Raw genomic sequence first — 15,412 nt, 5'->3', positions numbered from 1 at the left:
GGATCGCGCAGTTGCTGATATTTTACGTTTCGCCGCGCATGGGGCAATTTGGACGAGGCAAACCCTCGGTAATTGTGGCAAATTGGGTTCCGGTTGTACTCTGGTGTTGTCAAATCAGGGCAAATCTCGGTAAGCTACGCCCGATTGTCCGCCGGACCTTCTGATTCAATTTGTGAACACCCTAAGGCATGTGAAGGAGTCGAGCCGTGTTCGTTTCCGCTTCGACCGAGTGTTTTCCCGACTTACCCTTGCGTGATTGCATGGAAAAGCTGGTCGACTTGGAGTTTAGCGCCGTCGATATGACGCTGGACGAGAATTCACACCACCTGCGTCCATCCGACGTGGTAAACAACCTGCAACATGCGATCGACATTTGTCACGATACGCAGCGGTTGGTGATCTCGAACTTCCGTCTGCTGTCCAACGCCCAAGGTAACGACCGCTATCACGAATACGAAGCGATCTGCAAGCTTGCCAAGGCGGTGAAGGTTTCGTCCATCACCATCCCCAGCGGCGAGTTCGGCACCCCCTTCAACGAAGAAGTCGAACACCTGCGCGAGATGGTCGCCATTTCGGCAACGGAAGGCATTGTCACCAGCATGCACACGCATGTCGGCTGCCTCTCACAAGACTGCGACACGATCCAGGTCCTTTGCGACAACGTCAAAGGCCTGGGCATCACGCTCGACCCAAGTCACTTCATCTGCCGTGAAGATGGACCAAAGAGCTACGACAAAGTGTTGAAGTACGTTCGGCACGCCTATCTTCGCGACACGCGAAAAGACGCGATGCACGTCCGTGTTGGTCAGGGCGAAGTCGAATATGGCCGCCTGATCCAGCAGTTCGAGCAGATCGGCTACAACCGCGCTCTGACGGTGCACATGCCACCTCTGCCCGATACCGACCAGATGGCCGAAATGCGAAAGATCCGCCTGCTGCTGGAAAGCTTGCTCTAAAGAGCAGCATCCATCGCGGCGAGGGCTTCGCCGCAACTGCCCGGGATGGTCATATCGGCAATCGAATCCAGGCCGGTCTCGTCGCGATTGACGACGATCAGCTTGGCTCCGTTTTGCTTGCCTGCTTCCGGCAAGCCTGCCGCTGGATAGACAACCAGCGACGAGCCAATCGTCAGGATGACATCAGCTTCCAGGCACCAGCGATGCGCCCGATGCAAAACAAGCTCGGGCAACGACTGCCCAAACGAAACGGTCGCATGCTTCAGCCGCCCTCCGCAATCAGGACAAGGCGGAACCTCGTTCGTTTCCAAGAACTGATCCACGAACGGATCGACCGGGAAGCGAGCCTGGCAATCGAGGCAGCCAACCTCCCGCGCGGTTCCATGCAGTTCTAGCACGTCGCGGCTTCCGGCAATCTGATGAAGCCCGTCGATGTTCTGGGTGATGACGCCTCGAATGGTCCCCTGCTCTTCCCACTTCGCGATGATTTGATGGCCGATGTTGGGATCGGCCGCGGCGAATTGCTTGTGGGACTCGGCCTTCTGCGTCCAGTACTCGTGCCGGGCCTCGGCGGACTGGCAGAACTCGTCGAAATAGACCGTGCGGTACTTCGTCCACACGCCCCCTGGCGATCGGAAATCGGGGATGCCGCTTTCGGTGCTGATCCCGGCGCCAGTGAAGACAACCGCCGATTTCGCCTTGCGAAGCCATAGTGCTGCGAGCTGAATTCCAGAAGTCATGCAGGAAGTCCTTTAAAAGTTGGCCATATTGCGATCATCGTACCACCGAAATGCAGGGGAAGACTTGTTTTTGCCATCGAGTTATGGCATCTTCAACCCAACTCTTTCTTGTAGAAAAGAAAGCTTTTCGTGTGACTCCCCTCCCCTGCCCCGCGATTTGAGCCCTCCGGAATGATTCCGTTTGATATCTGCTTTTTCGGTCAGTCGGTGATTACCGCCGATCAGTATTCGCTTCTTTGCCTGCTGGTGGGCATGGTCACGGTGTTGGGCCTGATCATTTTCTGCAAGGCAAACGCCTTCCTCGCGCTGATTACCGCTGCGATGGTCGTCAGTCTAATGGCCGACGGCGCGATTCAAGACAAGTTCTCGCGTGTCGCCTCTACGTTCGGTGGAACGGCTGGCGGCGTGGGGATCGTGATCGCATTGGCTGCGATCATTGGGAAATGCATGTTAGATAGTGGCGCTGCCGACCGAGTGGTTCGCACCTTCATGGCGATATTCGGCGAAAAGCGTTCGCCAGTCGCGCTGATGGGCAGCGGTTTTGTTCTGGCGGTTCCCGTCTTCTTTGACACGGTTTTTTATCTGCTCGTGCCGCTGGGCCGATCGATGTTTCGCAAGACCAAGAAGAACTATCTGCTGTACATCATGGCGATCGCCACTGGTGGTTGCATCACGCATACCTTGGTTCCACCAACCCCAGGCCCGCTGGTCGTGGCGGATCAATTGAACGTCGACAAAGGATTGATGATCCTGGTCGGTGCGGCGATCGCTTTTCCAGCAGCTTGTGCTGGGCTGTGGTTTTCGTCGCTGATGAATCGTTTGATGCCGCTGGAAATGCGTCCCTTGGGGAACGAGCCAGAACCAGAAGCAATTCCTGACGACAAGCTTCCTTCGCTTTGGCTTTCGCTCGCTCCGGTTCTACTACCGGTGCTGCTGATCTCGACCAATACGGTCTTAACAACCATGGCTGATGCCGAGCGGGCAGCCCAGCTTCGGCCGGGCGACATCGTGGACTGGGGAACGTTCCGCGATCGCATCCAGCAAGACATGGCCGCGGAAGATGAAACCAACTTCGGCAAGCATGTCATCGCAACGATTCAAGGCGATGGCGTCGATGCCGAACGAGCACGCATCGCGGAACTGATGCTTCAGTCCGGCGATCTCAATGGAGAAGAACAGGAAGAAGTCCGTGCCGGGCTGAATCGCTACTTGCTGCTTGATAAAGGCTTCCCGAAGAATCCCGATGCGTTCCTGGGGATCAAGCTCTCAGGCACGGCAAGCTCGCTGGCTCGCTCGAACCCCGCGCGAATGGCCCCGGTGACTGCCGAACGCATGAACCGAGAAGTGTTGGAATCGGCCTATGAACCAGAAACTCTCGCTCGCTACGAATGGGAAACGGCAACAAGGAAAGCAGCGAATGTCACGTCGATGCTGGGCGATCCGAACTTCGCCCTGTTGATCTCGGCCGTAATTGCCATGTGGACGCTCGCGATGCAGCGTTCGTTGTCACTCAAAGAATTGGCTTCGTCGGTGGAAGTCTCGCTGATGAGTGGTGGCTTGATCATCTTGATCACCGCGGCTGGTGGTGCGTTTGGTGCCATGCTGACGGTGGCTAACGTGGGAGAAGCAATTCAGCACCTCTTCCCGATCGGCTCGGAAGCTTCGTCGGCGAAGCTGTTGATTCTGTTCCTTGGCTTCGGTATCTCGGCCGTTTTGAAGATCGCTCAGGGCTCGAGCACCGTCGCGATGATCACTTCCAGCGGCATGCTGGTCAGCCTCGCTTCGCCAGACGTGCTCGGGTATCACCCGGTTTACCTGGCGGTCAGCGTCGGGGCTGGATCGCTGATCGGTTCGTGGATGAACGACAGCGGTTTCTGGATCTTCGCCAAGATGGGCGGGCTGACCGAGGTCGAAGCGTTGAAGAGCTGGACGCCCCTTTTGCTCGTTCTAGGGACCACCAGTTTCCTTTGTGCTGTACTGATGGCTTTGGTCCTGCCATTGGTTTAAAGGTGACCATTACCTTGGCTGAATCGCCATCAGTGCTGGCACGTTTTCGGCAATTCGCACGGTTTTTGGTTCCGATATGAACCAATTCGGGACATTCTGCATACAATACAGTGCGATAGGAAGCCCGATGTAGGATCGGTTCAGGAAGTACCGCAGCGCCAGGAAGCGCGATCGACGTAATCTTCGAGACTAGGCTTAACCCGATTCACCGGAACCGTGAGGTCGGGCTGTAGCGTTTCTAGGGAAGATATCCCGCCAAAAACGGCCGTCGAATTTTTGACCAGGGCATTTTCGTGATCTATAGTGGACTGGGTCGAATTAGTGGCCCGTCCTTCACGAGATTCACTCCCCCCAGTTGCCGGTACTTCGACCCTTGCTTGGCGCCATGCCATCTCTTTTGGCGCTGAAATTGCTGTGTCATTTCCGGCAACCACGGACACTGGACGCTGCGACGGATTATGCACACAGTAAACAAACCATATAAGTTGGCGATCGCTCTTCTGCTCGCCCTCGTGACGCTCGCTCCGGCAACCGTTTTCGGTCAGATCCGGATCCCCGACGAAGCTCGCATTGATGAAACGGCCGTGCGTGAAGTGCTGGCCAACGGCGAGCAACTGGAACGCCAGGGTCGTTGGGGCGAAGCGTTGACCTTCTATGAAGATGCTTTGCGACTGCACGGCTTCGATTCTAGCGTCCAACGAAAAGCGAATCTGGCTCGTCTGCATTACGACGTTGGCCGTCGCTATACCGATCAAAGCTTCGTTCGCTCGGTCCAGACGATGACCCGCGACGACGCCTTACGTCTTTACGACGAAGTTCTTAAGAAGATTCAGGCCAGCTATGTTGATTCGCCACGCTGGAATGAAGTTAGCCGCGAAGGTGTGAAGCAGTTGGACGTGGCCTTGAAGGAAGAGATCTTCAGCCGCAAGAATCTGCAGAACGTTGATCGCAATCGCATTGAACAAGTTCGTCGCCTGTTGAATGAAAACGTCAACTGGCAGGGCGTCACCACGCCGCAGCAGGCGGTTGAAACGGCCAACTACGCTGCCGAACTGATGTGGCAGAATCTGGGAGTTTCGCCAACCGCGACTATCCTGGAATTCGCTTGTGGAACGGCCGCGTCGCTCGATCCTTATACCAGCTTCCTGACTCAGGATCAGTTGACTGAAGTTTACTCGCAGATCGAAGGCAACTTCGTCGGTCTGGGTGTGGAACTGAAGGCTGACGAAGGCAACCTGTTGATTGTGCACGCCATCGACGGCAGTCCAGCCCACCAGGCCGGAATTCGTTCAGGCGATCGCATCGTGGCTGTCGACGGTCAGCAGACCGAAATCATCTCGACTGAGAAAGCCGCCGATATGCTGAAGGGCCCGATCGGCTCGTCCGTTCGCGTCACGATCCTCAGTCCGGGCCAGCCACCTCGCGACCTGCAAGTTCGCCGTGATCGTGTCGAAGTGCCTAGCGTCGACAACATCCACATCATGGACCAAGAATCGAAGATCGGTTATCTGAAGATCACCAGCTTCCAGAAGAACACACCAGCCGACCTGAGCTCGGCACTGTGGAAACTGCACCGCGATGGGATGCGAGCCCTTGTCATCGACCTGCGAGGCAACCCAGGCGGTCTGCTGACAGCTTCGGTCGACATGGTTGACCTGTTCGTCGAACAAGGAACGATCGTTTCGACTCGCGGTCGCAACGCTCGCGAAGACTTTGACTATACCGCTCACATGCCAGGTACCTGGCGAGTGCCCCTGGTCGTGCTGATCGACTCGAACTCGGCCAGTGCCAGCGAGATCTTCGCCGGTGCGATCCGAGACCATCGTCGCGGCACGGTTGTCGGCCAACGCAGCTACGGTAAGGGTTCGGTGCAGGGGATCTTCCCACTGGCTACCGGCGGCACCGGGCTTCGCCTGACGACGGCCAAGTTCTTCTCGCCAAGTGGTCGGGCCATCAGCCGTAACGGCGTGACGCCGGACGTCAATGTTCGCATTGCTGCCAAGCCAGACCTGGACGAGATGAAGCAAGCATTCGAGGCTGCTCCGAAAGGAGACCCGGTGATGGAAGCAGGCGTTGTCGCCGCTCGCCAGTTGCTGGGTGTGCCTGGGCTTTCGACCCGTACTCAAGATCAACGATAAGCTACGTCACTCCCGGTTTCGACGTAAGTTTGCCGAGGCTCGAGCAGTTCGCCTGATCGAGCCTCGGCTTTTTTTGTCTCCCCCAACAGCGGGAAACAGACTGGTTGGCGACCTGTGGGCCAAGCGTTACGATGAATCGGTTTAGGCGGTCTGTATCGATGAAGACTGCTGTCCGTTGTTCTCTTGCCCATGGCCAAGGCACCACGTTTTGTTTTTCGAACAGCTAGGGAAGTTCGTTGTTCGCTTCTCGCTGGTAATCATCGTTTTCTGGACGGTGTTTACCCTGGTGGCTGCCGTGACGCCCCCACATTGGGACGATGTTACCCTGGATGGCGATCTGGCGTTTCTTCCGGCGAACATGCCTAGCTCGATCGCAGAAAAGCTTTATCGCGACGCATTCCCACAGCGCCAGGCCAAAAGCCAAATCGTGTTTGCGATCTCACGCGAGGACGAGCCCCTGGATGAAGAAGATCTGCGGCTTGCAGATCGAATGGCGTCGCCACTGCAAAACGCCCAGGGAATGTTTCTCTTTCGCGATGTGAAGCCAGCCAGCGAAGAGAAATCGGACGATGCAGGGGAGGATGAAAGTCCTTATGTCGGAGCCATTGCGGCCTGGGAAGAAGCGGCGCTGTTGGACTCGAAAAGCTGGCATCCGCTGTGGAACCTCGCGTTGGCCAGCAAAGCGATGGGGAACGAAGCAGGGGAGCAGCAGTTTCTGGAGCAAGCCACGACGCTGAACCCTGAGTTAAAAGAGAAGTCACCGCAGCTTGTGCCGGACGATCCATTCAACTGGAACCAGTTCGACGTGCTGACGCGTCACACGCCGGTCCGTGGAGATATGCTGACCAGCAAAGATGGCCACGCGGTGCTCGTCGTTGTCGAGTCGCGGAATGAGTTCATGGCGACCGATAACATTCGCGTCCTGCAAGAGGCCAGCCAATACGTCGAGACGTGGCGAAAGAAGGCGGACGAGGCAGGGCTCAAGCATTTGCAGATCGGCGTGACCGGCAATGCAGCAATCGGCGGCGAGATGCTGCTGGCTGCGAAGGAGAGTATCGCCAACACCGAGCTCTATACGATCCTGCTGGTCATCGTCATTCTGCTGGTCATCTATCGCACGCCGATGATGCTGACGGTGCCGCTGCTTTCGATTGCGGTGTCATTCATCATTTCGTCCTGGCTGGTCGCCTTACTTACACAAGTCCATTTACTGCCAGGGATGGACTGGTTCGATTTCAAGGTCTTCAAAACATCACGCATCTTTATCGTCGTGATCTTATTCGGGGCAGGGACGGACTTCTGTCTATTTCTTATCGGACGTTACCGCGAAGAACTGGCCGCTTGCCGTGATCATCAACTTGCGATCAGCAAGGCATTGGCAGGGGTCGGCGAAGCGTTAACAGCGAGCGCCATGACCACGGTCGTTGGACTTGGCATGATGTTCTTCGCCGATTTCGAGAAGTACCGTAACAGTGGTCCGGCGATCGGCCTGTGTTTGCTGGTGACGCTCCTGACCTGTTTGACCTTGGCACCGGCGATCATGAAGTTTCTCGGGCCGCTACTGTTCTGGCCGTGGGGAGACACCGACCAATTCGTCGAGAAAAGCCGTCCCGTGTCGGCAGCCTGGTGGGATCAGATTTCGCACTGGGTTTGTTACCGACCTGGGCTTACGCTGACGGTTGTTGTGCTGCTGCTGGGGATTGTCGGCGTGCCGAGTATCTATCGCCGAATCACCACGGGGGATGCGATCCCCGTCTCGTACGATTTGTTCGGCGATCTCGGAAACGATCGTATGGCCAAGCAGACCGCGCTGCAGATCCGCAAACATTTTCCTCTCGGCGAAAGCGGCCCGATGACCATCCTGCTGGTCAATCCGACCGGGCAGTTCAGCACCTGGGAAGGGAAGAAGTTTATTTCCGACATCGCGACAACCATTCATGGATCGGACGAAGATATCGAGCGGGTCTTCACCAGCGAGCAGCCGCTGGGCGACGCTCCGACTCGCTATTCATTTTCATCGCGTGGTATCGGCAAACTGATGCGAAAGAGCCACCGCGGGACGAAGGATTTCTTTCTGGCGGAGAACGAGCAGTTAGGGGGGCAGATTGCTCTCGTTCGGGTCCTGTTCGACTGCAATCCATTCTCGAACGAAGCGATCGATTTGCTGCAGAAGGTTCAGCAAGACATCACCGCGAAGATCGAAACGATGCCGCCGCCATGGAACGAAACGAAGATCTTCGTCCAAGGAACGACGCCATCAATTCGGGACCTGATGATTGTCACGCGGCGCGATCAAAAACGAATCGAGATTGGCGTCATCGTAGCTGTGTTTCTGGTGCTCCTGGTGATTCTGCGAAGACCGATGGTTTGTGCCTACATGATCCTGTCGGTGTTGTTCAGTTATTACGTGACGCTGGGCATAACCGAAACGTTCTTCCGTTTTGTTTATGCCGACACCTATCAGGCACTCGACTGGAAGGTGCCGTTGTTCCTGTTTGTGATTCTGGCAGCCATTGGCCAGGACTATAACGTCTACCTGGCGACGCGGGTGTTTGAAGAACAAAAGCGGCTTGGCTTGCGGCAGGGGCTCTTACGCGGGATTTCAACGACCGGTGGCATCATCACAAGCTGCGGCCTGGTCATGGCAGGTACGTTTGCTTCGATGTGCATGGGAACCTTGCTGGGCGTGATTGAAATCGGATTCGCCCTGACGGTGGGGGTTCTTCTCGATACGTTTGTTGTGCGAACCGTGATGCTACCTTGCTTCCTGGCGCTGATGAATCGGTACACGAAAGAGCCTGAATTGGAATCGATCGCGACCGAGTGATGCTAAGAAATTCGCTGGGGCCAATTGAATAGCCTGACTGAAAGCGCCATATTGTGAATTCGCTCAGGAATCGAAACACCACTTGAGTTCTTGTAGCGTCAGGTGGTTTCTCGGTTCCCTCTATCAGACTGCCCCGCGTCCACATCGAACAGAAAGAGAGCCCCCACATGACGCCAAAAGAAGTCTTGGCTCTGTGCCGAGAAAACGACGTGAAAGCCGTGGATTTTCGATTCATGGACTTTCCCGGCCTCTGGCAGCATTTTACGATCCCGGTAAGCCATCTCAGTGAAGACACGTTCGAGGATGGCCTCGGTTTCGACGGCTCGAGCATTCGCGGTTGGCAAGCCATCAACGAGAGCGACATGCTGGTTGTTCCACAGCCTGATACCGCGTTCGTCGATCCTTTCACGCAGTTGCCAACGCTGGTCTTGATCTGCAACATCCAAGACCCGATCACCCGTGAAGATTATTCGCGTGATCCTCGTAACGTTTGCCGCAAAGCAGCGAACTACTTGAAGAGCACCGGCATCGCCGATACCTGCTTCATCGGCCCGGAAGCCGAGTTCTTTGTGTTCGATGACGTGCGTTTCGATCAACGGGCCCAGCACGGGTTCTATTACGTCGACAGCGTGGAAGGGGAGTGGAACCGTGGTCGCGACGAAGGTCCAAACCTTGGTTACAAGCTGCGTCATAAGGAAGGCTACTTTCCGGTGCCTCCGGCCGACTCGTTGATGGATCTGCGGAATGAGATGATGCAGACCATGATTGAGTGTGGTCTGAATGTTGAAGCCCAGCATCACGAAGTCTCGACGGCAGGGCAGTGCGAAATCGACATGCGGTTCAACGAAATGGTCCGTATGGCCGACGATCTGTTGATCTACAAGTACGTGATCAAGAACGTCGCCAAACGCAACAATCGCACCGCGACCTTCATGCCGAAGCCGATCTTCGGCGACAACGGCAGCGGGATGCATACCCACTTCTCGTTCTGGAAAGACAACGAGCCTCTCTTCGCAGGCAACGGTTACGCAGGTCTCAGCGAAACGGCTTTGCATGCGATCGGTGGTTTGCTGAAGCATGCTCCGGCGGTCTTGGCGTTCACCAATCCGACGACCAACAGCTATAAGCGATTGGTCCCTGGCTACGAGGCCCCAGTGAACTTGGCTTACTCGCAGCGGAATCGTTCGGCTTCGTGCCGCATTCCAATGTACAGCCCAAGTCCAAAGGCGAAACGAGTCGAGTTCCGTTGTCCCGATCCGACCTGTAATCCTTACCTAGCGTTTGCCGCGATCACGATGGCCGCTATCGACGGGATTCAGAACAAGATCGATCCTGGTCAGCCGCTCGACAAAGATATCTACGACTTGCCACCGGAAGAAGCGGCCGCCGTGCCGAAGACACCAGGCTCGCTCGATGAAGCCCTTGATGCGTTGGCGGCCGACCACGACTTCCTGCTGCGAGGGGACGTGTTCACCAAGGACGTCATCGAAACCTGGATCGAATACAAGCGAAAGAACGAAGCCGACGCCATCCGTTTGCGTCCGCATCCGTACGAGTTCTGCTTATACTACGACATCTAATTCAAGTCGTAGCCGAAAGACAAAAAAGGCCCACGTTCGGTTCCGAACGTGGGCCTTTTTCATGGTTTGATGTTCGCAAAGAAGCCGCTTAACTCGCGACGACCTGGGCCACGTTTTCAGGCGTGACGGGCGAGATCACACCTTTCTCGGTGATGATGCCTGCAATCAACTCAGCAGGCGTGACGTCGAAGGCCGGGTTGTAGACATGAACGTTGGCCGGAGCCGTTTGCTTGCCCATGCCATGGATGATTTCCACGGCATCACGTTGTTCGATCGGGATTCCTTCGCCGGTTGGCAATGTGAGATCGAACGTGCTGATCGGAGCGGCAATGTAGAACGGAATTCCGTGGGCTTTGGCCAGCAAAGCGACGCCGTAAGTTCCGATCTTGTTGGCCGAGTCGCCATTGGCGGCGATACGATCGGCACCGGTGATCACCGCGTTGACGCGACCTTCTTTCATGACCTGGGCGGCCATGTTATCGCAGATCAGCGTGGCGGGAATCTCACGCTGGACCAGTTCCCAGGCCGTCAAACGCGATCCCTGCAGAAGCGGACGTGTTTCGTCGACATAGACATGAATGCCTTTGTCTTGGTCGTGACACGTGAACATCACGGCCAGCGCGGTACCATAGTCGGCCGTTGCCAGACCGCCTGCATTGCAGTGGGTGAGAATACCGAACCCTGGTTCGATCAGCTCGGCACCATGACGACCGATCGCGCGGCAAACCTGGCGATCGTCTTCATGGATGAAGCGAGCTTCGGCGAGCAAGGCCGAGTGAATGTCGGAAACCGACTTGCCTGCTTCCTTCTCAGCGGCGAAGGTCGCCTTCAAGCGATCGAGTGCCCAGAACAAGTTGACCGCCGTTGGGCGGCTACCGGCCAAGTACTCGACCACTTCGTGAAAGCGAGCCTCGAAATCTTCCAGCGACTTCTCGGTGGCGGTCTGCATTCCGACCACCACGCCATAAGCCGCGGCAATGCCAATCGCCGGTGCTCCTCGAACACGCAGCATTTTGATCGCCTCCCATACGGTCTCGACATCGCGACAGTCGATGTAGATCAGGTCGACCGGTAGCTGGGTCTGGTCAATCAAAACAAGGTGACCATCGGTTTCGCCAACGAAACGGATCGGATCAGGAGCAGCAGTCTGGGGATTGGCAGTTGTCATCAGTTCAGATCGAGAGTGGTTCGAATGGAAGGTCGAACGTGTCTGCGACCGGCTTGTTGGTTACGCGACCGGTATGAACATTCAAAGCCGTTTGAAGTTCCGGCGATTGGGCCAGCGACTTCTCGATACCTTGATTCGCGACACGCAGTGCCCATGGCAACGTCACATTGCACAGGGCGAACGTACTGGTTCGGCCGACTGCACCAGGCATGTTGGCCACGCAGTAGTGTAACACATCATCAATCATATAGGTCGGGCTGCTGTGCGAAGTTGGCTTCGAGGTTTCGATGCAGCCACCCTGGTCGACGGCGACGTCGATGATCACGCTACCAGGCTTCATCAGCGAGAGATCTTCCCGCGAAACCAGCATCGGAGCCTTGGCTCCGGGGATCAGCACGGCACCAATCACGAGGTCAGCCAGCTGCAACTGATGACGAATCACGTGGCGATCGCTGAATAGAACGTTCACGTTCGGCGGCATCACGTCATCCAGGTACCGCAGGCGGTCCATGTTGATATCAAGAATGTTCACGTCGGCGTTGAAACCAGCAGCGATCTTGGCGGCGTTCGCACCGACGATACCGCCACCCAGGATCGTGATATGAGCTGGAGCCACCCCTGGAACACCACCTAGCAGAATTCCTTGACCCATCTGCGGCTTTTCCAGGTACTTGGCACCTTCCTGAATGCTCATGCGACCAGCGACTTCGCTCATCGGCGTCAGCAGCGGAAGCGTTCCCCTGGCATCTCGCAAGGTTTCATACGCCAGGCAGATCGCACCTGAGTCGATCATGCCCTGGGTCAGTTCCAGGCTCGCGGCAAAGTGGAAGTAAGTGAAGACGATCTGACCCTTGCGAATCAGCGGAAACTCTTCTGGCTGAGGTTCTTTGACCTTCAAGATCATGTCGGCCTGCGAGAAGACTTCTTCCGCCGTATCGACCAGGATCGCGCCAGCTTCGATGTATTGTTCGTTGGTCAGCCCTGATCCAATTCCGGCGTCCTTCTCGATAATCACTTTATGGCCAGCGAGGACCAATTCTTCAGCCCCGACCGGCAAGAGGGCGATGCGGTATTCATCCCGCTTCACTTCTTTAGGAACACCAACGATCATTAGTCAGCCTTTTCAACTTCACGAACCTGTGGAAAGTAAAATGCACGGTGATGGGGGCAGTTCGTATTGAAACATTTCCGCGTGAATTAGGACATGGGCTCACCGCGCGAAATTGTTCATATTTCGCGCACCTTTTGGCCGAGAAAGACGGGAAATTGACTAGACCGTTCGTGCCGTCTTGTGGACCGAATCTATATCCACGGAAAGCAATTTCTTTCCTCTGGTTCGGCGGGACCGCAATCAGGGATAGGGCAACTTACCCATGCGGTTGAAGGAAGATATCTGCGCAAAAAGAAAGGCTGCCGGGATTCGGCAGCCTTGGATGGTTATGCTTCTTCGTTGACGTCGTCGAGATGGTCTTCCGATGCTTCGTCGCCCTGGTCGATCACTTGCGAGTCGAAGTCATCTTCGTGTGGGTCTAGCGGAGCGGAAGAAGAGCCTCGCCGCGATCCGAAGTCGTCGCGTTCGTCTGCGGATTCCCGCTTCTTGAGGTAGATCTTGATCGGCACCTCAGGGAAGGGGACCGCGTCGCGGAACGACGAGATCAAATAACGCTGATACGAAGGGGAGAACGCCTTCGGCATATTCACCATCAGCACGAACGTTGGAGGCTGCACACCGACCTGTGTGGCGTAGTAAACCTTCGGCTTGCGGTTCTTGTACAACGGTGGCGGATGTCGCTCGATGATCTCTTTCAAGATGCGGTTCAGCTCGCCGGTACCGATACGCGAAAGCGACTGCTTATACAGCATCTGGGCGTGATTCAGCAGCGTCTTCACATTCTTGCCGGTCTGACCGGTGATGAACGCGATTGGGACGTGCGACATCATCGGGAACGTCTCGTGCAAGTACGTTGCCCAGCGGTCGGTTGGCATCTGCGTGTGATACAGATCCCATTTGTTGACCACGAAGATACATGGCTTGAATTCGTCGCTGATGTAACGAACAAGTTGCTTGTCGACTTTGCTGATTTGCTGCGACGCATCGAAGAACATCAGCGTCATGTCGGCGTGACGAATACTTCGCTCAGCACGGTGGGTGCTGTAGTAGTCGATGTCGGTCTTCACGCTCACGCGGCGACGCAAACCAGGTGTGTCGATCGCGACGAACGACTTGCCATCAAGCTCGAACCGAACGTCGACACTGTCGCGAGTCGTACCGGCGACTTCGCTGACGATCATACGCTCTGCCTGGGCCAATGTATTGACGAAGGTGCTTTTGCCGACATTTCTTCGTCCGACGATCGCTACCTTCATCTCTGGATCGGACCCGTCAGTCGCTGTCAGATCGCTTTCTGGCAGGCGATCGACAATCACATCTAACAGGTCGCTCTTATTTCGATTCTGCAGGGTACTGACGGCGACTAGCTTGCCACGACCAAGGCGATAGAACTGGTCGGCCTCGGCGTCCATCTGCGGAGCGTCCGACTTGTTGGCGACCAGCACGACTGGCTTGTCGATCTTGCGGAGACGCTGGGCCACCTTCTGATCGAGAGGAAGCATGCCGCTACGTACGTCGACAACGAACAAGATCACGTCCGCCGAATCGATGGCGATTTGAATTTGCCGTTCGATTTCTTCGGTCAGGTTATCGACGTCATTTACGCCAATACCCCCGGTGTCGACGATTTCAAAAAAGCGTTCGTTCCACTTTTGAAGGTGGACCATACGATCGCGGGTCACGCCTGCGACGTCGTCAACGATGGCCAAGCGACGCCCGGCCAGCCAATTGAAGATGCTGGATTTACCGACGTTCGGTCGACCGATGATTACTACTTGGGGTACCGCCATTGGGGCAGAATTCACTCAGGGTGCGTGTGTGGATGACAGGAAAGCATGAATTACTTACCCTAATATGCTTGAACTTCATTTTACGTGCCAGGGCACGCTTGAGTAAGGGAAAACTTCCTCGCCTTGCCCAAGCGACGTGATTTCTCGGCACGATTCCGACTTTCTCACTACAAATCGACTGGCATGGATCAGCCCGAAATTCGCCGAGCATTGCTACAACAGGCCCAAGCCTGGCAGGCCTCGGGTGTTTCTTTCCTAGCCAAACAGGCTGGACTGGCGTTGCCCAAGGCACCCCCTGAATCGCCAGTCGTAGCGTCGGAAACTCCTGCCCCGCAAGGATTGAGCGAGATGCCGAAGCCTAAAAAGGTCGCCGAAGCCCCGGCTTCCAAGCCAGCGCCACGGACGGCGGCACCGATGCCTGCCAAGCCAAGTTCGCCCGGCGAGCCATGGCCCAAAGAATTTGCCACTTTGTCGGTCGAAGAACGCCAGGAGCGGCTCGATACCCTCCGAGCGACTGTGGCAGGCTGTACGCTTTGTGCGGAATTGGCAAAAACGCGAACTCAAACCGTGTTCGGTGTAGGCAGCGCGAAAGCTCGTATTGCCTTCTTTGGCGAAGCCCCTGGTGCGGACGAGGATCGACTGGGCGAACCGTTTGTCGGTCGCGCAGGGAAGCTGCTGACGCAGATTATCGAGGCTTGCTCGTTCCAGAGGAGTGATGTTTACATCCTCAACACGCTGAAATGCCGTCCCCCTGGCAATCGCAATCCCACGACGGAAGAAAACGAGAACTGCCGCCCCTATTTCGAACGACAGTTGGAAATCATTCAGCCGGAATACATTGTCTGCCTCGGGCGGTTCGCGATTACCAATCTGTTGGAGTCGGCTGCACCAATCGGCAAGCTGCGGGGGCAGTTCCATCCCTACCGGGGAAGCAAGGTTGTGGTGACCTATCACCCGGCTTACCTTCTGCGGAATCCTTCCGCCAAGAAGGATGTGTGGGAAGATATGAAGATGATGCTCAAGGATATGGGCATTCCGATCCCGCGCCCCTCGAAGTAACACCGAACTGATATGAAAAAAGCCACTCGAATTGGA

General features: G+C 56.1%; 10 protein-coding genes. 6 read left to right on the top strand and 4 right to left on the bottom strand.

Features of this window, described 5'->3' with window-relative positions:
* The first annotated feature begins 206 nt into the window (after positions 1–206).
* Positions 207–956, top strand: coding sequence for a sugar phosphate isomerase/epimerase (locus tag AB1L30_RS09505; RefSeq protein WP_367013179.1), 750 nt, complete (start codon positions 207–209; stop codon positions 954–956).
* Here AB1L30_RS09505 and AB1L30_RS09500 read toward each other — a convergent pair.
* A complete protein-coding gene (locus AB1L30_RS09500) occupies positions 953–1,696 on the bottom strand; it encodes an NAD-dependent deacylase (RefSeq protein WP_367013178.1) in 744 nt (247 codons plus the stop codon). The two genes, AB1L30_RS09505 and AB1L30_RS09500, sit on opposite strands and share 4 nt — an antisense overlap.
* Positions 1,697–1,867: 171 nt before the next feature.
* Here AB1L30_RS09500 and AB1L30_RS09495 point away from each other — a divergent pair, with 171 nt between their 5' ends.
* The 4 genes from AB1L30_RS09495 (at position 1,868) to glnA (ending at position 10,248) form a co-directional block, all read left to right on the top strand.
* Entirely contained in the window at positions 1,868–3,703 is a 1,836-nt protein-coding gene (locus AB1L30_RS09495; protein WP_367013177.1) for an SLC13 family permease, read from the top strand.
* Positions 3,704–4,188: 485 nt separating this feature from the next.
* Positions 4,189–5,841 (top strand): S41 family peptidase, encoded by a 1,653-nt coding sequence (locus AB1L30_RS09490; RefSeq protein ID WP_367013176.1) that lies wholly within the window; start codon positions 4,189–4,191, stop codon positions 5,839–5,841.
* Positions 5,842–6,049: 208 nt separating this feature from the next.
* Positions 6,050–8,668, top strand: coding sequence for an MMPL family transporter (locus AB1L30_RS09485; RefSeq protein ID WP_367013175.1), 2,619 nt, complete (start codon positions 6,050–6,052; stop codon positions 8,666–8,668).
* Between the two features lie 167 nt (positions 8,669–8,835).
* The gene (gene glnA / locus AB1L30_RS09480) at positions 8,836–10,248 is read left to right on the top strand and encodes a type I glutamate--ammonia ligase (RefSeq protein ID WP_367013174.1); all 1,413 of its coding nucleotides are present in this window, start codon (positions 8,836–8,838) and stop codon (positions 10,246–10,248) included.
* Positions 10,249–10,336: 88 nt separating this feature from the next.
* On the opposite strand, the gene mtnA is transcribed toward glnA, so the two are convergent.
* From mtnA to der, 3 genes are all read right to left on the bottom strand, one after another.
* Positions 10,337–11,416, bottom strand: a complete 1,080-nt coding sequence (gene mtnA / locus AB1L30_RS09475; RefSeq protein ID WP_367013173.1) for an S-methyl-5-thioribose-1-phosphate isomerase — start codon at positions 11,414–11,416, stop codon at positions 10,337–10,339.
* A gap of 4 nt (positions 11,417–11,420) precedes the next feature.
* Complete coding sequence (ald, locus tag AB1L30_RS09470; protein WP_367013172.1) at positions 11,421–12,527, bottom strand: alanine dehydrogenase; 1,107 nt, start codon at positions 12,525–12,527, stop codon at positions 11,421–11,423.
* Positions 12,528–12,853: 326 nt separating this feature from the next.
* Entirely contained in the window at positions 12,854–14,317 is a 1,464-nt protein-coding gene (gene der / locus AB1L30_RS09465) for a ribosome biogenesis GTPase Der (protein ID WP_367013171.1), read from the bottom strand.
* Between the two features lie 348 nt (positions 14,318–14,665).
* On the opposite strand from der, the gene AB1L30_RS09460 reads away from it, so the two are divergent.
* Positions 14,666–15,376, top strand: a complete 711-nt coding sequence (locus AB1L30_RS09460) for a uracil-DNA glycosylase (RefSeq protein WP_367013170.1) — start codon at positions 14,666–14,668, stop codon at positions 15,374–15,376.
* Positions 15,377–15,412: the final 36 nt, after the last annotated feature.

Source organism: Bremerella sp. JC817, from assembly GCF_040718835.1.
GTDB lineage: Bacteria > Planctomycetota > Planctomycetia > Pirellulales > Pirellulaceae > Bremerella.
The sequence above is the reverse complement of the archived record's forward strand: the minus strand, read 5'-3'. Positions and strand labels throughout refer to the sequence as shown.

What these genes read in the sequence shown, in the direction of transcription:
- AB1L30_RS09500 (WP_367013178.1), bottom strand. Translation starts at nt 1,696, where the DNA reads ATGACTTCTGGAATTCAGCTCGCAGCACTATGGCTTCGCAAGGCGAAA.
- AB1L30_RS09495 (WP_367013177.1), top strand. Translation starts at nt 1,868, where the DNA reads ATGATTCCGTTTGATATCTGCTTTTTCGGTCAGTCGGTGATTACCGCC.
- glnA (WP_367013174.1), top strand. Translation starts at nt 8,836, where the DNA reads ATGACGCCAAAAGAAGTCTTGGCTCTGTGCCGAGAAAACGACGTGAAA.
- mtnA (WP_367013173.1), bottom strand. Translation starts at nt 11,416, where the DNA reads ATGACAACTGCCAATCCCCAGACTGCTGCTCCTGATCCGATCCGTTTC.
- ald (WP_367013172.1), bottom strand. Translation starts at nt 12,527, where the DNA reads ATGATCGTTGGTGTTCCTAAAGAAGTGAAGCGGGATGAATACCGCATC.
- der (WP_367013171.1), bottom strand. Translation starts at nt 14,317, where the DNA reads ATGGCGGTACCCCAAGTAGTAATCATCGGTCGACCGAACGTCGGTAAA.
- AB1L30_RS09460 (WP_367013170.1), top strand. Translation starts at nt 14,666, where the DNA reads ATGCCGAAGCCTAAAAAGGTCGCCGAAGCCCCGGCTTCCAAGCCAGCG.